The sequence below is a fragment of the Mucilaginibacter sp. OAE612 genome, from assembly GCF_041806395.1.
GTDB classification, from domain to species: Bacteria; Bacteroidota; Bacteroidia; order Sphingobacteriales; family Sphingobacteriaceae; genus Mucilaginibacter; species Mucilaginibacter rubeus.
Genome location: NZ_JBGMUW010000001.1, coordinates 2,506,351 through 2,527,220, shown reverse-complemented (window position 1 = coordinate 2,527,220; position 20,870 = coordinate 2,506,351). Strand labels below are relative to the sequence as shown.

General features: G+C 42.1%; 13 protein-coding genes. 2 read left to right on the top strand and 11 right to left on the bottom strand.

Annotated features, from left to right (window positions below; all coding sequences use genetic code 11):
- Window positions 1-8: 8 nt before the first annotated feature.
- From ABID99_RS10515 to ABID99_RS10480, 8 genes are all read right to left on the bottom strand, one after another.
- Window positions 9-1,904: a glycoside hydrolase family 97 catalytic domain-containing protein gene (locus ABID99_RS10515; RefSeq protein ID WP_373613657.1), complete on the bottom strand. Its 1,896-nt coding sequence runs from the start codon at window positions 1,902-1,904 to the stop codon at window positions 9-11.
- 14 nt (window positions 1,905-1,918) lie between these two features.
- On the bottom strand, window positions 1,919-3,451 hold the full coding sequence (locus ABID99_RS10510; protein ID WP_373613656.1) for a RagB/SusD family nutrient uptake outer membrane protein: 1,533 nt from the start codon (window positions 3,449-3,451) through the stop codon (window positions 1,919-1,921).
- A gap of 21 nt (window positions 3,452-3,472) precedes the next feature.
- Window positions 3,473-6,886 (bottom strand): SusC/RagA family TonB-linked outer membrane protein, encoded by a 3,414-nt coding sequence (locus tag ABID99_RS10505; RefSeq protein ID WP_373613655.1) that lies wholly within the window; start codon window positions 6,884-6,886, stop codon window positions 3,473-3,475.
- 282 nt (window positions 6,887-7,168) lie between these two features.
- Entirely contained in the window at window positions 7,169-8,362 is a 1,194-nt protein-coding gene (locus ABID99_RS10500; RefSeq protein ID WP_354483256.1) for a FecR family protein, read from the bottom strand.
- A 113-nt stretch (window positions 8,363-8,475) separates the two neighbouring features.
- Window positions 8,476-9,033: an RNA polymerase sigma-70 factor gene (locus tag ABID99_RS10495; protein ID WP_175489950.1), complete on the bottom strand. Its 558-nt coding sequence runs from the start codon at window positions 9,031-9,033 to the stop codon at window positions 8,476-8,478.
- 379 nt (window positions 9,034-9,412) lie between these two features.
- Entirely contained in the window at window positions 9,413-11,581 is a 2,169-nt protein-coding gene (locus ABID99_RS10490; protein WP_373613654.1) for an alpha-galactosidase, read from the bottom strand.
- 102 nt (window positions 11,582-11,683) lie between these two features.
- Complete coding sequence (locus ABID99_RS10485) at window positions 11,684-12,481, bottom strand: hypothetical protein (RefSeq protein WP_188832287.1); 798 nt, start codon at window positions 12,479-12,481, stop codon at window positions 11,684-11,686.
- A 21-nt stretch (window positions 12,482-12,502) separates the two neighbouring features.
- Window positions 12,503-13,930, bottom strand: coding sequence for an alpha-L-fucosidase (locus ABID99_RS10480; RefSeq protein ID WP_188832288.1), 1,428 nt, complete (start codon window positions 13,928-13,930; stop codon window positions 12,503-12,505).
- 299 nt (window positions 13,931-14,229) lie between these two features.
- Between ABID99_RS10480 and ABID99_RS10475 the strand changes: the two genes are divergently transcribed.
- Both ABID99_RS10475 and ABID99_RS10470 read left to right on the top strand, forming a co-directional pair.
- Entirely contained in the window at window positions 14,230-14,628 is a 399-nt protein-coding gene (locus ABID99_RS10475; RefSeq protein WP_188832289.1) for a hypothetical protein, read from the top strand.
- Window positions 14,629-14,677: 49 nt separating this feature from the next.
- Entirely contained in the window at window positions 14,678-16,849 is a 2,172-nt protein-coding gene (locus ABID99_RS10470) for a TonB-dependent receptor (RefSeq protein WP_188832290.1), read from the top strand.
- Between the two features lie 221 nt (window positions 16,850-17,070).
- Here ABID99_RS10470 and ABID99_RS10465 read toward each other — a convergent pair whose 3' ends face one another.
- From ABID99_RS10465 to ppk1, 3 genes are all read right to left on the bottom strand, one after another.
- Window positions 17,071-17,634 (bottom strand): UbiX family flavin prenyltransferase, encoded by a 564-nt coding sequence (locus tag ABID99_RS10465; protein ID WP_175489951.1) that lies wholly within the window; start codon window positions 17,632-17,634, stop codon window positions 17,071-17,073.
- Between the two features lie 173 nt (window positions 17,635-17,807).
- The gene (locus ABID99_RS10460; protein WP_090525907.1) at window positions 17,808-18,686 is read right to left on the bottom strand and encodes an ethanolamine ammonia-lyase reactivating factor EutA; all 879 of its coding nucleotides are present in this window, start codon (window positions 18,684-18,686) and stop codon (window positions 17,808-17,810) included.
- Between the two features lie 2 nt (window positions 18,687-18,688).
- The gene (gene ppk1 / locus ABID99_RS10455) at window positions 18,689-20,734 is read right to left on the bottom strand and encodes a polyphosphate kinase 1 (protein WP_090525908.1); all 2,046 of its coding nucleotides are present in this window, start codon (window positions 20,732-20,734) and stop codon (window positions 18,689-18,691) included.
- Window positions 20,735-20,870 lie beyond the last annotated feature (136 nt).

The window sequence follows — 20,870 nt, the reverse complement described above, 5'->3', positions numbered from 1 at the left end:
GAATGCTATTATTTGTTAAACCTCGCCACATATCCGCCGCCCACACCTAAACTTAATGACAGTACATCGGTTGGCTTTGCAACGGAGCGCTCTGTTTTCAATGTTGCAGAACTCTCCGGATTATCATGAATATCGGTGCATTTAGCAGGCGAGCTGAGGAAGCTAAGCGGTATTTTTATGTTTCTGGGCTGAGTTCCGTTCATGACGGCCAAAAACCAGGTATTGCCTTTTCGCCGGGCAAAAACTGCCAGCTCACCAATGGCCGATGACGGCAATACAATCGTTTCGTCCCATGTTGAGGGGATACTTTTGATAATGTCGGCGCCGGGATTTGCCAGCAGATTTTTAGGATTGGCAGCATAGGTTAATAGAGGTGCACTTAAAATAACTGCGCTGGCTATCTGATTGGTCCAGGTAGTGTTTTTACGGCGGTCGCCAAAATGTACCGGTGTATATTCTGCCGGGCCTGCTAAAAAACGGGTAAATGGCAGCGTTGTGCTGTGTGTTGCCCTGTCTTCCAGCTTGCTTGATTCCATACCTTTAACAGCTTCCCGGGTAAGCTCATTGGGCCAGGTACGCGATTGCCCGGTAGGCTTATTTGATCCGTGAAAGTCGACCAGTAAATGCAGCTGTGCAGTCTCTGTTAAAATTGCCTGATATAAATCAACTGTCTCTTTTGCTTCATTATCAAAAAAGTCAATCTTTAAACCTGCTATTCCCAGATCATGGCAACGCTTAAAACGCGCGTGCCTGATGCTTGAATCGCGCAAATCCTTAGAGTGCATCCAAACCCAAATACTCACCCCCTTTTGCTGCGAATAATTAACCAGGTCCCTGATCTCGTCGTCACTCCATTTTTCCCAAAACCCTTCCAGTATATTGTGCTCAAAACCTAACCCGGCTGCCAGACTCGAATACTCTTTCATGCCGGACGCCGATTTGTCGGCAGCGCCATCCAAATATTGCCATACTGCCCGTCCCGGCTTTACCCACGAAGTATTGACTCCTTCAGGAAAATATTTTTTATCGGGCGGAGGGCATAAATCGTGTACGGCATCACAATTAACCATTGCATTTAGATCCGCACCGATCATGATCACACGCCAGGGTGTGGTGATGGTTCCGCTAATTGCCGCAGGCTTTAAAACCCTATCAATATCTTCTTTACTATATCTTAGCTCATAAGGATGAGATATGGGATGATGATGAGCTAATTGCAATATCAATTGACTTTGCCCATTAGCCAGCAAGGCCATCCCGGAGTAGTTTTTAAGGTCGGCCTCGGTAATAGAAGCATATCCTGCGTTATCGGGTAACTTAATTGTGGCAGGCGGAGCTATCCATTGACCATTTTTTACAGAGTCAATTAGTTTATGGGTATGCACGCCTTCATAATGCCCGTTAAGGTCATGATACCAAATGGTGCTGCCGGCGGGAATATTAAACGCGGTGGCTTCATCTGGTACGTGGATAACACCTTTATCTCCTGGTATTGTAAAGCTAAAAGCAGCCGCGTCGTTAAATACCCTTACATCAAGTACAAAAGCGGTTTCGCCATGTAATAGTTTAATTTTTGCACCGTTAAAATGATTAACAGCTTTTGAATGCACGCCATACCATGGATAGGTTTCATTTATGCTGTAAGTTGTGCTTCCTGTAATAGTGGCCCGGTTGGTTAATGCCGTTTGATCAATACTGACCGACATGGCTGATGTATTGACAACCGGCTGGCTCTTATAAGTGACTGTATAAAATATGGTTCCCTGTTTGTTGAATACTTCCATTCGGACCTGCTTATCCGGGCTGTAAACAACTACATTAACGGCAGCAAACAAGCCTGATGAACAAGCCATCAAAGAGAGCGCTATACTTATAGCCACTCTCATTTTTTTAATAATTTTCATCGTTTACAGCTTGATTAATAGCCCGGTGTTTGTTTAAATGCGGTGTTGCCCACTGCTTTGGCAATATCAATTTCTGTTTGCGGAACCGGCCAGATAGTATCCCTCAGCGGAAACGTTCGCTGTGTTGCGTTCGGGTCTTTGATGGTTGGTATAATTACCCTATCCAAAGCCCATCTTTTTAAATCAAAATATCGTTGTCCTTCAAGTGCCAGCTCAATCCGCCTTTCATGGCGGATCCTTATGCGCATATCATCCTGCAAAAGTCCGGCGGGTATTGGCGGCATATTTACTCCAGGGCGGGTACGAACTGCGTTAATTGCAGCATACACACTGGCATCAGGGCCGGAAACCTCGTTCTGTGCCTCGGCATACATCAGCAAAACATCTGCATAGCGTAAATAAACCCAGTCCTGATCGCTTTGTGTGCCTATAACTGTTGCACGGGTGGAATCAACTCCCTTTTTGTTAAGGAAACCGGCAGAAGCGCCAATAGCCGCCGGGACAAAAGGGATCCCTCCTTTATACAACACGCCGGGCGTTAATATTGTAGCCAATAACCTTGGATCGCGGTTAGCATATGGTGTTGCGGAATTATATAAAGGCGATGTACTGATTGGTTGCCCGTCGGTACATTCATAATCATTAACCAGGTAACTTAAAGGCTGGAAACTTGAGCTGTAGGTATATAAATAATCTGCCGGGCTAAAAGCCGTGGGAACCTGGTAACGCCCCGAGAACATGATCTCGGGGTTGCCGTTTTGTCCCGGTTTTAAAAATAAATTCCTGTACCCGCCGGTATAAATACGAAACTTGCCGTCGGTTATAATGGTATTAGCGGTAGCAGCAGCCTGCTGGTACTGATGCCTGGCCAGGTATACTTTTACCATATAGCCCATAGCAGTGCCCTTAACGACATGGCCGGAATAAGCAGTATTGGGTAAATTATTTGCGGCAAAGGTAAGGTCGTTTAAAATGGTATCAATCACCACAGATTTTGGTGCCCTTCCCATCTGGGTATTCGCCGGATCTATGGTGATCTGATGAAGCGATAAAACAACATCGCCATACAATTGGGTAAGCGTAAAATACCAGTACGCCCTTACAAATCTTACCTCGGCCAAATATTGGTTTAAAGTTGCAGATGGCAGATTGATTTTACGCACGTTATCTAAAAAAGTATTACATGCCTGGATAGCCCTGTAGGCAGTTGAATATGCGTCTGTTTGCAGGCCGCCAACAGTCGGCGTTATGGCTCCCTGCGCTATATTTGAATAGGCACTGCTGTACGCGTTATCACTAAGGCTATCCCAATAAGGCGTACCAGCGCCAAAGCCCTGCCCGGTATTTCCGGACGCGGTATAGTTAAAACCCTGGATAAAAAAGCTATAGATCCCCGCTAAAGCAAGGTCGGCATCATTTTGTGTTTTCCAGTAAACGGAGCTGGCAATGTCTGCCGGAGGGTTCTGATTTAAAAGGTCTTTTTTACAGCTACTCACCATTAAAACGGCTGTCAAAAAAAGCATCAAATATTTTATCGTTGTTTTCATGATCGTTTCAAATAATAAATGTTAAAATGTAGCCCTTACCCCAAAGGAGTAAACCTGGTTTTGGGGGTGTGTAACATACCTTGTGTTGGAAACTATCCTTTCGGGATCAAGACCGGGAAACTTGGTGAACGTAACCAGGTTATCTCCGGCAAAATAGATCCGCAGGCCCGACATAAATAGATGCTTAACCCAATCTTTAGGTAAATTATAGCCAAGCTGCACGTTTTTTAACCTTAAAAAAGAAGCATCTCTTAAATAATATGTGGAAGCTGTGTTGGCATTACTGCTGATGTTTCCCTGGCCCAAAACATAAACCATAGGCATGGTTGTACTTGGGTTAGATGTTGTCCAGGCGTTTAACCACTCTTTAGGTGGAGGCGATCCCTGGTTAAATGGCTGTATCCCCCAACCGTTAACATATAATTTTTGCCCGTACGAGCCGTAAAAGAACACCGTAAGATCAAAATTATTCCAGTTAACATTTGTGTTAAAAGCATAATTAAATTTAGGATAGGCACCCGGCACTATTACCCTGTCACTGTCATCAACCTTTCCGTCGCCATTGGTATCCGCATACTTCATATAACCCGGCTGCGGATTATATTGCTGCGTTGGCGAGGCTGCTATTTCTGCTGCCGATTGAAAAATCCCCACATACTTAAGCATATAAAAGCTGCCATAAGGTTGTCCCTCCTGGTTAATGGTATTTGTTCCGGTACTTATGGCCGGGGCCCCATAGGAAACTAAAGTGTTTTTATTGGCCTGAATGTTTCCGCCGAATGAAAATCCAACATTACCAAAGCGGTCGTTATATTCAAAAGACGCTTCAATACCGGTGTTTTTCATTTTACCATAGTTTATAATGGGTGCATTGAGGCCAAAGTAAAGCGGCGTAAGCGTAGTGGCTGTTTCAAGGATGCCCGATGTTAATTTATCATACCAATCGAACGAGAAGCTGAGTTTGTTGTTCAACACCGTAATATCAGTACCGATATCAAATACCCTTGTAGTTTCCCATTTGATATTAGGGTTGGTTAATGAATTATTGATAACGCCACTTGTTACGGTGGAGCCTACAAATGGATAAGCATAGCTTGTTTTATTATTATAATAGCTTTTGAAATTATAGGTTTCCTGGTATGGATAGTTGCCGATATTCTGGTTCCCCAAATTACCTAATGACGCGCGTAGCTTTAAATTATTTAACCAGTTTACATTTTGCAGGAATTTTTCTTTCGTGGCCGCCCAACCTAACGATACCGACGGGAAAAATGCCCACCTGTTGTTTGCCGGAAAACGGGAAGATGCATCATACCGGGCATTGGCTTCCAACAGGTATTTCTCCTGGTAATCATAATTTAAACGCCCGTAGTACGAATGCAAGGAGTAAATATTGCTTGTGCCGTTGGTAAGCTGCGAAGCAATGGGCCCGGCATCAACCTCCTGTAATGTATTGGATGCAAATGGTAAATTACGGAGCCCTTCCAGGTTTTGCGACTTGTTATATTCAACCTGCGTGCCGGCCAGTAATTTAAAGTTATGATTGTTATTAATTGATCGTGAATAGGTAAACTGTGTATAAGCAACCGGGTAAAATGAATTATTATCGGTTACATCAATGCCTTGTCCATTTACATCCAGGGTACGTTCAGGTGCATCGCCGGGCTTTGCAAACCAGTTGTATTGATTAATTACCGGCTTAAAATCGATAGTTTTATTGTAATCGAAGTTAAAGCCGCCGTTAGTTCGCCATTCCAGGCCTTTTAACAAATGAATGTTTAAATAAAAACTGCTTTGTAAATAATAATCGTTTTGTTTGTTGATGGCGTTTTTGGCAATTGCAATTGGGTTTTTGTTGGGTGTTTGAACACTGGGGAATACTGAATTAGTATACCTGCCGCTGCCATCGGGTAATATGGGGCCATACATAGGCTGTTGTGACAGAGCAGATAAAAACTGATCCTGACTCCCCCTTGAGGTGTAACCTCTCTCGCTGCTGTTTAAAGTAATGGCTGAACCAAATGTTGCCCACTTGTTCAATTTTGAAGTGAGGTTGAGTTGAATATTGTATTTTTTATAGTAATATCCCAGCATAACATCAGGCTGATCAACATAGCCTAAACCAACGTTATAAGTGGTGCCATTGCTACCTCCGGTGATACCCAGATGATGAGTTTGCACCTTAACTGTATTAAAAATGGCATCTAACCAGTTATAATCGGGATATAATGTATGATCTGTTGGGTTAGTATAAAGTGCGATTTGCGCATCGCTATATTTATTGGGATAATTTGAATTGGTTGCGGCCTGGTTCCAGAGTGTCATGTACTGGGCCGAATTGTAGATCATGTTGTTGGGCAATGCAGAAGCTCTTGTGATACCAAGATTATAATCATAAGAGAGCTGCATTTTGCCCTCCTTGCCTTGCTTGGTGGTTATTAATATAACTCCGTTTGCAGCACGCGTACCATATATTGATGCCGAAGCTGCATCTTTTAGTACAGTTACCGATTCAATATTTTGCGGATCGAGGGCTGTAATACTCCCCGGCAAACCATCAACAATGATGAATGGCGAATTGCCTGCGCTGCTGAAAGTACCCGTACCCCTTATGCGTAAAGAAGTTCCTTCGTTACCGGCTTCGCCCGAACCTTGTACAACGGATAAGCCGGGTAGTTTTCCCTGTAGTAATTGAGTGGGATCTGTAGCCACTCGTTTATTCAGTTCCGATCCCGTTACAGTAACAACGGCACCTGTCAAATCAACTTTCTTTTGGGTTCCATAACCTACAACTATCACTTCACTAAGCCTGTTTGAAGCTTCTTTCATCGTGATATTGATCGCCCTCTTATCGCCTACTACTACTTCCTGTGTTTCAAAGCTCACATAGGAGAAAACTAATACCGCCTGCCCATCGGGCACTTTTATGGTATACTCACCTTGCGCGCCTGTAATGCTTCCTACCGTAGCCCCTTTTACCTTTACATTAACACCAGGCAGCGGCTGTCCTTTTTCGTCAATTACCTTACCATGAATGTCAATGCTTTCCTTTACTTCCGCTGCTAACTCTTCCTCCTTTTTTTTTATAATAATAGTTCCCTGAATAATGGTGTAAGTAATAGGTTTATTGCGAAAACACTCATTTAGTGCCTCTTCAACCGTTGCATGTTCAAGATTGATATTTATTGTCCCGGCAAGGGTTGTTTCGGGGTTCACATTTATCAGTATTACATGATAGCCGCTTTGTTTTTCAATATATTTGAGAATTTTTTTGACAGATACATTTTTTTCATGAAGTGTAACTGTTTGACTAAAGCTTTTGGCACTAACGCTGCTAAAAACAGTAATCATTATAATGGCAATCAGTTTCATAACCAATAAAACTTTAGTTATAGCAGGCCGCATGCCCGCTACAGACTTAGAAATGAATTTCATACTTTTGTACGGTTTGGGTTAGACGTTGAATTTCAATTATGCTTTCCAGGGATAATTGGTTTACCCAGATACTACCGGGCAGTGTTACGAGCACTCCCGGTTACTATCTTCGTTTTTCGTAAAATCGTATTTATAAACATCTGTGGCTATAAATACGAGCGGAGTGAATTCCTTTTAGGGAGAGATAAGTATTTGTTTTCTCATCATTTTTAATTTAGGTGAACAATTGGTGGTAGTGGTTATATATTTAAGCGCTAATCTTCTCACACATTAGCCCTGTCGTTACTTTGCTACAATTACCGTTTTACCCTTAATAGTGAAGTTTAACCCGGCGTATTTTAATATATTGGTAAAGCCTGAAAAATCAACCTTGCGCGATAGCTGACCGGAGAACTGCAGATCTGGCACCTTCCCTTCGTACACCACTTCAATATCATACCATCGGGATACCTGTTGCATAACGTCTTTGATATCGGCCTTAGTAAACATGAATAGTCCGTTTTTCCAGGCTACCTCTTCTTCAACATTAATGTTGCTCGTGATTTTTTGCTGGCCCTGACCATTAATTATTACCTGCTGCCCCGGTTTAATCTCATTTATCATAGCAGATGACTGTACGCTAACTGCTCCTTCTAAAAGCGTAGTTTTGTAAAGCTCTTCATCGTTATAAGCTTTCACATTAAAGTGAGTTCCAAGCACCTTTACTTCTGCTTTGTCAGTTTTCACTATGAAAGGCATTCTGGCATTTTTAGCTACTTCAAAATACGCCTCCCCACTTAAGTAAACTTTGCGTTCGCTGCCCGAAAATGAAGTTGGGTAACGTAATGAAGAAGAAGAGTTCATCCAGATCTTTGAACCATCGGCTAATACCAGTTGGTACTCACCTCCGCGTGGAACGACAATGGTGTTATATATTACCTGCTGTCCGGCATTTGCTTTTCCGGCATGTTTGTAAGCTAATATTTCGTTTTTGTTAGATACTGCAGTTCCATCATCCTCGTTGATAGATACCTGTGTATGATTTTTAAGCGCTAACTTTTGGCCATTGCCTAAAATTAAGATAGCTTTGTTACTGCCGGGTTTGATCATGGTGGCTTGAGCTATCTGCGATTTATCATTCCCTTTTACCCGGTTTTCATTCCGGAGATATAATAAAATTGAGATACTTAAGGTCAAGATGACTATGGCTGCATACTTCAATAACGATGTATAATTAAAACGGCGAACTGACTCTGATTCCGGTTCAGGTAATTTCCGCAGCAGCTCATTCCATGCTTTATCGTTATCAATGTTATCCCAGAAAGCCAGCTTTTTTTCAAGGAAGCCGGCATCTGTCAGCTTTTCAAATTGCACTTTGTTTTCGGCACTTTCATTAACCCATTCTTTTAACCATAGGTATTCTTCCTGCGAAATATCACCGTTTAAAAGTTTGCCGATTAGTTCAGCTACGTAAAAGTCCCGCTCGTTTTTTTCCATTTAATAACATACAAACAACTAAAGGAAGCAAACGGGTGACAATGGTATGATCTTTTTTATTTTTTTATGGGGGCAGAAAATGCCCGGGAATGGAGTTATAGAGAAGAAGGGACTTAAACTTTATGTATAAGTAATAACAAAGCGGTTGGAGAATGCTTTAAAATTTCGCGAAGGATACGCAGGCTCCGTACTTTTTGTGTTTTTACCGTATTGATAGAAATATTTAAATAATCGGCAGTCTCCTGGTTACTTAAGCCTTCAAAATAGCTAAGGTATATTACTTTACGATAGCTTTGTGGTAATTGCTGCACAGCCTGCTGAACTTCCTCTAATACTTCGGCTTCAATAAGGCGGTAAATTATGTTTGGTTCGTCAAGGCTTTCAGTTTGACGACTTTCAAATTTTCCAACAACCTTTTGGTGCTTATAACTGTTGATGCAGCTGTTTTTGGTAGTTAAGTATAAAAAGGCCTTTATTGAATTTAAACTATCAAAACTTAAACGACGTTCCCATAGCTTTACAAAGGCATCCTGCACAAGATCTTCAGCAGCATCTTCATTAACAATTCCTGCAGCAAAAAAACACACCCGCTTATAAAACATATTAAAAATATGATTGAAAGCTTCCTTATCCCCATTTTGAAATGCCACCATTGAAATTGCTTCAGGCATAAACATCAAACTTTAAGTTTACTAAAATTAAACACAGTAAATAACACTGTAACTACCTTTGTGTATCGAATACACTTTATAACAGACCGATTTATTGTTTTTAGACGTCTAACCTATCGAAAAAAAACGAAGCCCAAACGTTATTTATCTTATTAATACCCTTATCAATGTCAAACTGTAACAACCATATTGTAAAAGTCACGATTACGCACTGTCGGGCTATAATTGGTAAAACTAAAGTAGAGATAAAATTTAATAGTAAAATGATAATTTACTACAAAGTACGCAAACGTTTGCGCTACTGTTATTACGGGTGTTGCATTAACTTGTACGTACCCTGTTTAACCAACAGGCAACAGCTTAGTGTTACGAAATGTTTCTAATTTGAGGCGTTTATTTCGATTATCATACTGCTTAAGGGTATTAATTTCCCGGGAGTTAAACTAAGCCCTACCTTCATCAGGTAGTCCCCGCTAAATGTACCGCCGTTTTCGGCAAGGTTTGATTTGACGCCAGGCATCAGGTTTATCTCTTCTACCCGGTATAATTTGTGGCTGTCCAACCCTTGCAAACGCACCCGGTTAAACACTTCTTTATAACGTGTGTTAAGGTTATAATTAAACACTACAGATTTTGATTTTTCATCATTTACATACATTGCCACCATACGGTTCTCCTCGTACGGCGAAATAAGGCGGTACAGATCGCCAAACCAAATGATATTGCTCAGGCGATTATAGTTTTTAACTGCCTGTTTGCTAAACTCCAGTTCGTCATCTGTCATTTTACTAACCTTAATGTCATAGCCCAACTTATCCATCATGGCAACATCTGTTTTAAATTTTATGGATTGTTTGCCCCATGAAGTAACATGGCTTGATATGGTTAAAGAAGGGAAAAAGTTACTATATCCCCATTGTATATAAACTCGCTCTAATGGGTCCGTATCGTCGCTAGGCCAAAACTCCGTGAAGTATTTTAAAGCCCCATAATCTGTGCGACCGCCGCCGCCGGCACACAACATAATTGGAAAATGCGGGTATTTTTGGCGCAAGCGGTCAAGGATTTTATACAAGCTTAAAGTATAATCAACATATAACGCAGATTGCTTGTCTTTTAAATATGGAGACCATGCATTGGTCATGTTGCGGTTGCAATCCCATTTAATATAAGCCAGACCTGGATTTTTGGTTAGCATATCATCCACAACATGGTAAACATAATCTGCCACTTTAGGATTGGTAAGATCGAGCACTAATTGATTCCGCTGATAATTTTCTTCGCGGTTTGGTAATTTCAAGATCCAGTCGGGATGCTGCTCATATAATTCGCTTTTGGGATTCACCATTTCGGGTTCAAGCCAGATCCCGAACTTCAGGTCTTTAGCTTCGGCTTGTTTTACGAGATAAGCGATGCCGTTGGGCAATTTTGATTTATCTTCCTGCCAATCGCCCAAGCCGGCTTTGTCATTATTTCGGGGATATTTGTTCCCGAACCATCCGTCATCCAATAAAAACAGGTCGACACCCAGCTTTTTGGCATCATCAAATAAATTAACCAGTTCTTTTTCATCAAAATTAACGTGTGTAGCTTCCCAATTATTGAGCAAAGTAAGGCGCGGTTTATTACCATCAAGTACACCATAATTGCGGGCCCATCTATGTAAATTACGACTGGCCTGCCCCTTTCCGCTGGCCGAATAAGTAAAAATAAAGGCCGGAGTTGTAAAAGTTTCACGGTTCTTTAGTTCATATGCCGATCCATAAGTGTTAATGCCTGGTATAATCCTTAAAGCATTACGCTCGTCTATCTCAAAATGAAACTTAAAATTACCTGTCCAGGCCAGCGTTCCGGCTATCAGTTCGCCGGTTGTTTCATCTGCCGGTTTATTCATCGCAAGAAAAAACACGGGAGTTTGATACATATCGGCCCTTGTACCTAATTTACTGTCAATCTCCTTTATGCCACTGGTCAGTTTGCTTTCCTGCATTCTCATTTCAGATGCCCAATCGCCATGGAATTGAGTAAGCCAATAATCCTTAGCTTCCAGATGAAGCATACACGAGGCATAATCTTCAAGGGTTATTGTTCCTTTTTCATTGTTTTTGATTTCTGTCCATGCTTTTATAATATCTTCCCTGTTAAAGGCCTGGTAATGCAAAACTACATGTACAGGATATTTAGGGTCCTTTAACTGAATGGATGTTTCGCTGACGTTGTTGTCAATGCTTTTTGTAGTATGGCTAACGTACCTCAACTCAAGCGAAGGATTATGATCATCATGGATTAAACGGATGGCAGGCTGCAGCAAATCTTCCATTCCGCCTGTAATATAGGCTTCATGTTTCCCGGCAGGAATCAGGGCGGTTTCTTCGTTATTTAAAAGCCGTTTACCAAGGTATGACTGATAGATCCTGTTATTTGCGCCTATTGTAAGCACCATGTTTACATTATTTGTACTTATCAATATTGCTTTACCAGTTTGCGCGTTTACAATTGCCGAACGGCAAAAAAGAACTAAAAAAAAAATCCGTATAAAATTATTCATATTATAAGTTTGACTTTAATCCTGGTATCAACTCTTTGATAATTTAAAAAGCCATACATGCATAAGCTTAAAGTGCTCTAAAAACTACGTGTTAAAAAACTGTCAGTTTTGTTCCCCGATAGAAATGTCGGCAAACATTACATCTTCGTCCCTAATGTAAGCAGGGCTTTTCAAGCTCCGGTATACGCCCCATTTCGGCCTGCAAAATGAAGTCTCTTTTCGCCACAGGTCAATATTGGTATTGACATAGCTGAGCAGTACCTTATTATCTGCAATCCGTTTGATCTCAACATTGTAAGTTCCAACGCTATCATAATGAAGCGTCTCTGTTACTTCAACCCAGTTGCCTTTAAAATCGACCAGGTTAACGCCGGCTAAAACCCCTTGCGAAGTTCCTTTTGCCGAACCTGTATGAATTATTTCAAACTTATCAGGCTCACCAAACCGGGGTGTAAAAGTTATAATGGGAGCTCCGGCATCTCCATCACCCGCTTTTATCTGGTGGATATGCGTAAACGTTGGCTGCGCTTTAAAACCGCTGTCTATTTTAAACTTCCATTTGTAAATAACCGTTTCACCCCGCTCTCCCTTTAATTTAGCTGCGGATGGGCCATATGTTTTGATTTCTACCCGCACCCTGTCGTAATTCCGGCAGCGATCATTATCTTCTTTAGCATGGCTGTGAAAAACAAAAACATATTCACCTAAATGCTTATCAAACGCTTCTGTAATATGTTTAACATGATGGGCACAATCAGAAACTTCACAGGCATCGCCACCCAATACACGAGATATTTGCTGATATGCATCGTCACTTCCGTCTGCTTTTAAAACAACCTGTGCTTTAAGCAGGTTGCTCGTAAATAGCAATCCGATAATCAAAGATTTTTTTAAAAACATAGTTGATCCTTGTTTCAATTGTTAATCAAGCGCACCTGTTTTCATTGTACCGGTTGGGTTAGCAGCCTGCCTGCTTATCTCCCCTTTTACTTCTACCTTTATTACGGTAGCAATGCTATCCCTGGCTTTATCGGGGACATTTATAATCAGGCCTTCACTTGATAGCGCAGCTTTTAATGCTGTATTCCCGGCCAGCATTTTAGCGCTTAAAACTTCATTTTTGAGACCGGGAATAACCAGCTTTCCGCCGGAAGGCCAGTTAAACACAGAGAAATACAAGGTGGTATTTTTGACGTTTGGTTTAAGGGTACATCTGCCCCAGCTTAAGGGCTGAAGTGGACTTGACTGGGTAGCGTATATTGCTTCGCTGTTTACCTTCATCCATTCACCCATCTTTCTCAAGGTGGTTATACTTTCCTGCGGAAATTCGCCTTCGGCATTGGGGCCAATATTTAACAGGTAATTACCCCCTTTTGATGCAATATCAATGAGGTTGTGAATTAACGTTTCAGGAGTTTTCCATTTATGATCATAGCTTTTATACCCCCAGGTACCATTCATAGTCATGCAGGTTTCCCAATCTTTTCCATCAACCTCGCTCAGGTTGGGTATTTTTTGCTCTGGTGTTTTGTAATCACCCGCGAAGTTTGGACGCTTAAGCCGGTCGTTAGTGATAATGTTGGGCTGTAATTTTAACAGGTCATGCAATTTTTGGGCAAACTCATCAGTCATGTTTGTAGGTGTATCCCACCAAAATACGGCGATATCACCATAATTGGTTAACAGCTCTTTTACCTGCGGAACAGCAACCCGATCAATATAATCAGCCATTGTTGCCGAAGTTTGAGCAGGATCCCAATGGCCATTATGTTCAAGGGTATAAGCATCAATCTTGGCTGAGTCGGGGTTCGGCCAACCTTCGCTGCTTAATTTACGCGCTGCCGCACCACCCGGGTTATTCCAGTCTTGTGCTTGCGAATAGTAAAACCCTAATTTAATGCCATACTTTTTGCACGCCGCCGCTAAGGGCTTTAAAACATCCTTACCATAAGAGGTGGCATCTGCAATATTCCATTTGCTGGCATTTGATTTAAACATGGCAAAGCCGTCGTGGTGTTTAGCTGTAATTACAATATACTTCATACCGGCTTCCTTGGCCAGTTTTACCCAGGCATCCGGGTTGTATTTTACGGGGTTAAATTTTTTTGCAAACTGCTGGTACTCGGCTATCGGAATCTTGCCCCTGTTCATGATCCACTCACCACCGTGCCCTATCTCGTATCCTTTATACATACCGGCCAGCCCGGCATAATCGCCCCAATGTATAAACATGCCGAAACGAGCCTCCCGCCACCATTTCATACGTTCATTGCGGGACAGCTCTTTTTGTGCAAAAACATTATGCGCAACAAAAATGAACAGCCAACAAGCTATAAAAAGTTTTTTCATAAGGATTTAATTTTAGCGGTTATAATCGCAATGATTTATAATAATGTTCGTATTAAAGCAATATGTATGCATAAGTAACTATATTGCTTTACGATATAATACAAGTACCATGAGGTTTGGTACCAGAACGCTACGTAATAATTTCAGGTTGATCTCATAATAGCATTTGTATCATGACCACTCACCGTTCAAAGCTGCCGCTTACAATTGTATTGTCAATTATATTGAACCGTAAGCCGGATTGGCCTGGCTTACGGTTTTTCAGTTTTCCTACAGAATTTATTAGTTAATTTACGCTCATGCTCAAAAGAATCGCGGCTTTTTGGACGATCGGGTATTTGCTCTTTGGCAGCATTGCTTTGCCATTGGGTGATTTCTCGCTGCTTAACGAATTGCCGCGTATGTATCAGGCTTATGAAAAGGTGGTCACACCGGACGAAAAAGGTGTGCTGGATTTCATCGGAGATTATCTGCTAAACGGTAAAGACCTGTTAAACCATAACCAGCATGATCAGCCATCAAAACCCGGTGCGCTGCAATTCCAGGGCACGCCATCCTTTGCGGCCATTATTCAACCGGTTAGCCCGTTTTTGGCTGAACCTGTATCACTAGATTTCATCACCCCAGCTTCGTTACATCATAGCTCCGGTGCTTTGAGCTATTACCATCCTTCTTTATTTCGTCCGCCTTTAGCGTAAGAAAACCCTCATTTTCTTAATCATCAATTTTTACGTTTTAAGCTATTTCATGCGCTATTTACTTTTAGGCGCTGTGCTGCTGGCTTCAGTGGCCGCACGTGCACAGCATACTTTATCTATTTTGGTCAAAGATGACCAAACCAAACAGTCCATAGCCGGTGTTACGGCTTATATCAACGAATTAAAAAGAGGCGCTGCTGCGGATAGCAGCGGGCACATTCAGTTCAACCTGCCCACCGGCAAATACGAGATCAAATTCAGTATGGTGGGTTATCTGCCGCAGGAAAAAACTTTCGTGTTGCCACTCAAAAATATTGAGCCCGTTATAGAAGTTTACCTGGAGCCGATGGCAGGTGAATTGGCAGAGGTGGTGGTGCAAACCAACCGCACCAATCAGAACCGCAGTGATGTGCCCACCCGTATCGAAGCATTGCCTGCTGAGGAACTGGACGAAAAAAGCACCATGCGCCCCGGCGATATCAAAATGCTGCTAGGGGAGATCACGGGTGTACACGTACAAGCGGCTTCGGCGGTAAGCGGCACAGCGAGTTTTCGCATCCAGGGGCTGGATAGCCGTTATACGCAGCTATTGCAGGATGGATTGCCAATGTACGATGGCTTTTCGGGTGGGTTAAGCCTGGTGCAGGTTTCGCCGCTTAACCTGAAGCAGGCCGAGATTATTAAAGGTTCGGCATCGACACTTTATGGTGGTGGGGCTATTGCCGGTTTAGTTAACCTGATCACCAAAACGCCAGCGGCTAAACCCGAATTGACCTTATTGCTTAACCAGAATTCAGCCAGAGGCACCGATGCCAGTGGTTTTTACAGCCAGCAATGGACACACGCAGGAACAACAATTTTTAGTTCTTATAACTATAATGGTGCTTACGATCCGGCTAATACAGGGCTTTCCGCGGTGCCTAAAACCAATCGCTTCACGCTTGCGCCAAAAGTATTCTTAAAGCCAGGCAACCGCGACCAACTTTGGTTTGGTGTTAACCTCATGCACGAAGATCGTTTAGGTGGCGATATGCAGGTCATCAACGGCCATGCCGATAATCAGCACCAATATTTCGAGCGTAACCTAAGCGACCGTCTTTCCACGCAGTTTTCCTACACGCATAAGCTTGACTCGAACAACCAACTGAACTTTAAAAATACGATTGGCTACTTTTACAGGACAATCGGTGAGCCGCAGTTTCTATTTAAGGGCGATCAATTATCATCTTATACCGAAGCTAACTATGTCCGTAATGGCAAAATTGCAAGCTGGGTAGCCGGTGCGGATGTTTGGACAGATCATTTGTCGCAACCAAACGGAAGTGTAGATTTAAGCTATAGCCGCAACACTTACGGAATTTTTGCTCAAAATACCTTCAAACCCACAAAATGGTTAGCTGTAGAAAGTGGCATTCGGCTTGACGAAAACTCGCCGTCATCTGCAAGCTCAAACGGGTTATTCCTGTTGCCACGCGTTAACACGCTATTTACGCTCGATGAACATTGGAGTAGCCGCGTAGGCGGCGGCCTGGGCTATAAGATGCCGGATATTTTTAATGACGATGCCGAAGAACAGGGCTATCGGTATTTGCAGCCATTAAATATTGGCGCAACCAAAGCCGAACGTTCGGCCGGTGCCAACGCAGATGTAAATTATAAAGGCGCAGTAGGCGATGCTTTTTTGCAGGTTAATCACCTATTCTTCCTCACCAAAGTGAATGACCCATTAGTATTACAAAACAATGCATTTATAAACGCCCCGGGTTACCTGATCAGCAAAGGGGCCGAAACCAATATTAAGCTGCTGATGGATGAGTTAGGGATTTACCTTGGTTATACCTATACAGATGTACAACGCCATTTTAACGGGTTAAGCAGTGCTCAGACATTAACACCCAAACACCAGTTAAACGCAGACCTGACCTACGAAGTGGAAAACAGTTTCAGGGCAGGCGTTGAGGGATTTTATACAGGTTCACAAATATTGGACAGTGGTACAACAGGTCGTGATTATTGGACTTTTGGACTACTTGTGCAAAAGATGTGGAAGCATTTTTTTATTTTCATTAACGCCGAGAATCTTACTGATCAACGACAAAGTAAATGGGGAACGATTTATACCGGATCCGTTTCTAATCCCGTGTTCAAAAATATTTACGCGCCGTTGGACGGCAGAGTTATTAATGCCGGAGTTATAATAAAGCTGCTTAACAATAAATAAAAACCGCCTTACTTTCTAATGCGACTTTATACCCCGTAATAGGGCTGCCCCCTTTGGTAAGGCTACCCTAATAAACTTAACTAACCGCATGAAAATTTGCAGTGAGAATAGGAATGCCTTTGTATTTTTCCATTAGACGGGCTGCCCGTTAAAGTTCGGACATATTTCGGGTAACTAAAACGACACGTAACCGCAATTACTTAACCGAAACGATGTGGAATTCAGATCCCTTTCCACTCATAGCTTTTACTTTCCAGCCCTATTAAATCAATAACCCGGTTTACTACTGTCATAGCCAGCTCTTCTATAGTTTGGGGCTTGCTGTAATATGATGGAATCGCCGGACATATGATCCCACCTGCTTCTGTAACAGTCGCCATGTTTCGTATATGGATCAGGTTGAACGGCGTGTCACGGGCTACCAATACCAGTTTACGGCGCTCTTTAAGGATCACGTCGGCCGCACGGGTGATCAGGTCGTCAGAGATTCCTCCTGCTATCCTTCCAAGCGTCCCCATAGAGCATGGAACAATTATCATGGTATCAAACTTTGCCGAACCCGAAGCGAAGGGTGCCATGAAATCATTTTTAGCGTAAAATTTAAAAGGGAACCGGCTGTATTCTTCGTTGTCGAGTTCAAACTTCCAAACATCTTTGGCATTATCTGACATAACAACGCCCACTTCGGCAATTTGATCCTGTAATTGGGTTAGTTTTTTTAGCAGCAGACTGGCATATATTGAACCACTGGCACCCGTAATAGCAACAACTATCTTTTTCTTCATAATTACTCCTTCAACAACCCAAACACACAAAAAGTTAGGGGCACAAAAAAGGGTCGAATAACTTGTACCCGACCCTACATCTACCTATGAAAAACATGCCCTTGAGAGGGCACTACAAATATAATAACACTTTTTAAATTATTAAACAATTTGTTAAAATAATTTTAACCTGTTTATTGAATATTTTTTTCGATTAAAGTTTGGATAATTCCATCAACCATACCTACCCTGGGTACATATATATTTTTGATGTTAGCATTTTTCATTACCGTAAGGTAAATTTCACAGGCTGGAATAATTACATCGGCCCTATCCTGGTTTAGGCCAAGCACGTTGATCCTGTCTTTTAATGAAAACGAGCTCAGGTAGGTATATAATGATCTTAGTTTAGCAAAAGTTAGCGGCATATCTTCTTTTTCTTCGGATAGCCTGAACAGTTTATTAATGTTGCCGCCGGTACCTATGCCTGATAATTGCTTAAAGTTACGGGTATTGTCGCGCACAAAATCCTTCATTTCGTTCCAGGTTTCTTCAGTGTCCTGATTATCCAGAATGCGGATGGTGCCAATGTTAAACGAACGCGAAACGATCAGCTCCCCTGCCGAAAACAGCGAAAGCTCTGTACTGCCGCCGCCTACATCAATATAAAGGTAGTTTTTGCTTTTATCAATATTTTGCTCGGCATGACTGGCATAAATGATACTGGCTTCTTTAGATCCATGTACAATTTCAATATCGATATTAGCCTCATCCTTAATCAGCTTCACAACATCTTCCCCGTTTTTAGCTTCGCGCATGGCCGAAGTTGCACAGGCTAAATAATCGGTAACCTTATATACATCCATCAGGTTACGAAAAGCAACCATTGATTTAACCAGCTCTGTCGTTTTTTTCTCAGATATATGCTGCTGTATAAAAGCATCGTCTCCCAAACGCAACGGAACACGGATCAGGGTATTTTTTTTGAACGACACCGATCCGGTGTTTTGAATTATGTCGGCAATTAACAGCCTCACGGCGTTTGAACCTATATCAATGGCGGCGTATCTCAATGTTATTTCGTTTTATTTTTTAAATAATTATATATTTCAATTTGCGCCCGGTGGCTTTCGGGCGAGTTTGTTTTGTGGTATTTGTTGGTGTTCTGGCTGTTGATCTCACGGGCTTTGGTGTTATCCTCAAGCTGGATATCAATAATATCCCTTATCTCCTGCTGTAGTTTTTCATCATATATCGGGAAGCCAACTTCAACGCGATTGTCGATATTTCGGGTCATGAAATCGGCCGATGTAAGGTAGATGAGCTCCTTGCCGCCATTGCAATAAATATGCACCCGCGCGTGCTCAAGATATTTATCTACAATACTAATCACCTCTATATTTTCGCTATAGCCTTTCACCCCGGCAATTAAGCAGCACATCCCCCTGATGATCATCTTAATTTTCACGCCTGCATTACTCGCCTGGTAAAGCTTGCTGATCATTTCCTCATCGGCCAGGCTGTTCATCTTCAGGATCATATACGCCTGCTTGCCGGCTTTCGCGTTTTTGATCTCGTTATCTATCAGCCTGTAAATTGCAGGCCTTGAGTCAATTGGCGACACGATCAGGCTTTTGAGCCCCTTAGGCAATAATCCCTTATTAATTGCTTTAAAAACATTTACCAGGTCATCGGTGATTCTTTTGTTAGCTGTAAAAAGGGTATGATCGGCATAGATCTGCGCTGTTTTTTCATTAAAATTACCAGTTGAAAGGCAGGCATAATAAGCCAGCTTACCTTTTTCGGTACGGCTAACCAAACATATTTTTGAGTGCACCTTGTAACCGGGCACACCGTACAATACTGTTACGCCCTCCTCTTCAAGCCTGTTACTCCAGTGAATATTGTTTTGCTCATCAAAGCGGGCCCTTAACTCTACAAGGCAGTTTACCTTTTTGCCGTTTTTAGCGGCATTGATCAAAGCATGGACCACTCTTGAGTTTTCGGCCAAACGATATACAGCAATGCTAATCTCTTTTACCTTAGGGTCGATAGCGGCCTCGCGCAAAAAATGGATCACGTAATCATACGATTGATAAGGTGTACTTACCAGGTAATCCTTTTTGGCGATGAGCCCTATAAGGCTTTTACCGAATGAAAGGTCGGCCACAGGGAGTGCTATATATTTGCTATACTCAAGCTCCGGCCCACCAACGTTGGGGAACGCAATAAAGTTCTTGAAATTATGGTACCTGTTACCCGGGATAAGACTTTCGCCATGCAGGCCCATTTTGCCTACCAGGTATTTCAGCATATCCATAGGCATCTCTGAGTCATACAACAAACGCATCGGTTTACCTTTTTTTCGCTTTTGAAGGCTCTTGGCCAGTGAATCGACAAATTTTTCACTCACCTCTTTATCCAGGTCAAGCTCCGCGTCGCGGGTAAGCTGGATGGAGTAAGCCTCAATACTATCATGTTCAAAAATGAAAAAGATATCCTCCAAACTGTACCTGATAATATCATCAAGCAAAATAATGAACTTCAGGTTATTGGTATCGGGCAGTTTAACAAAACGCGAAAGGTTATCCGGGAACTCAATAAGGGCAAACCTCGTTTTTTTATTGGTGGTAAGCTTTACAAAAAAGTAAACGGCCCTATCCCTAAGCTCAGGCAGCGGTAAGGTATCATTGAGCATGATCGGCACCAATGTAGCCAGCAGCTTTTCCCTGAAATAATTTTTAACGAAGGTACCACGGGTTACGTTAAGCTGTTTATCATTAAGGATAAAGATCTTTTCTTCGGCCAGTTGTTTAACAATGATGTTTTCGTACAGGTTATTGAATTTACGTTCCTGCCTTACTACAATATTCTTGATCTGGTTAAGGATCTTTTTAGGGTTATAACCAAGTATCTCTTTCGATTTTTCATTAAGTGCAGCTAAACGGCTTAGTGTGGCAACCCTCACCCTGTAAAACTCGTCGAGGTTAGATGAAAATATAGCTAAGAACCTAATCCGGTCTATCAGGGGAACGGTCGGGTCGGCCGCTTCCTGCAAAACCCTATCGTTAAAATATAGCCAGCTTATTTCTCTGTTAATTAAGGGAACCTGTTTATCCATAAAAATTTCTCGCTTTACAGCCAGATGTTACAAATCTGCTTATTTATTTGTTAACTTAATATTAACTCATGAGGAATTAACCTGTTTTCATTCATCATTATTTATTGCAGAAATTAAACAATTTGTTGCAATATTG

Bases quoted from the DNA above. Each gene is read 5' to 3' on its own strand.
- ABID99_RS10510 (WP_373613656.1), bottom strand. From the start codon at position 3,451: ATGAAAACAACGATAAAATATTTGATGCTTTTTTTGACAGCCGTTTTA.
- ABID99_RS10500 (WP_354483256.1), bottom strand. From the start codon at position 8,362: ATGGAAAAAAACGAGCGGGACTTTTACGTAGCTGAACTAATCGGCAAA.
- ABID99_RS10475 (WP_188832289.1), top strand. From the start codon at position 14,230: ATGCTCAAAAGAATCGCGGCTTTTTGGACGATCGGGTATTTGCTCTTT.
- ppk1 (WP_090525908.1), bottom strand. From the start codon at position 20,734: ATGGATAAACAGGTTCCCTTAATTAACAGAGAAATAAGCTGGCTATAT.
- ABID99_RS10465 (WP_175489951.1), bottom strand. From the start codon at position 17,634: ATGAAGAAAAAGATAGTTGTTGCTATTACGGGTGCCAGTGGTTCAATA.
- ABID99_RS10480 (WP_188832288.1), bottom strand. From the start codon at position 13,930: ATGAAAAAACTTTTTATAGCTTGTTGGCTGTTCATTTTTGTTGCGCAT.
- ABID99_RS10485 (WP_188832287.1), bottom strand. From the start codon at position 12,481: ATGTTTTTAAAAAAATCTTTGATTATCGGATTGCTATTTACGAGCAAC.
- ABID99_RS10505 (WP_373613655.1), bottom strand. From the start codon at position 6,886: ATGAAATTCATTTCTAAGTCTGTAGCGGGCATGCGGCCTGCTATAACT.
- ABID99_RS10470 (WP_188832290.1), top strand. From the start codon at position 14,678: ATGCGCTATTTACTTTTAGGCGCTGTGCTGCTGGCTTCAGTGGCCGCA.
- ABID99_RS10495 (WP_175489950.1), bottom strand. From the start codon at position 9,033: ATGCCTGAAGCAATTTCAATGGTGGCATTTCAAAATGGGGATAAGGAA.
- ABID99_RS10515 (WP_373613657.1), bottom strand. From the start codon at position 1,904: ATGAAAATTATTAAAAAAATGAGAGTGGCTATAAGTATAGCGCTCTCT.
- ABID99_RS10490 (WP_373613654.1), bottom strand. From the start codon at position 11,581: ATGAATAATTTTATACGGATTTTTTTTTTAGTTCTTTTTTGCCGTTCG.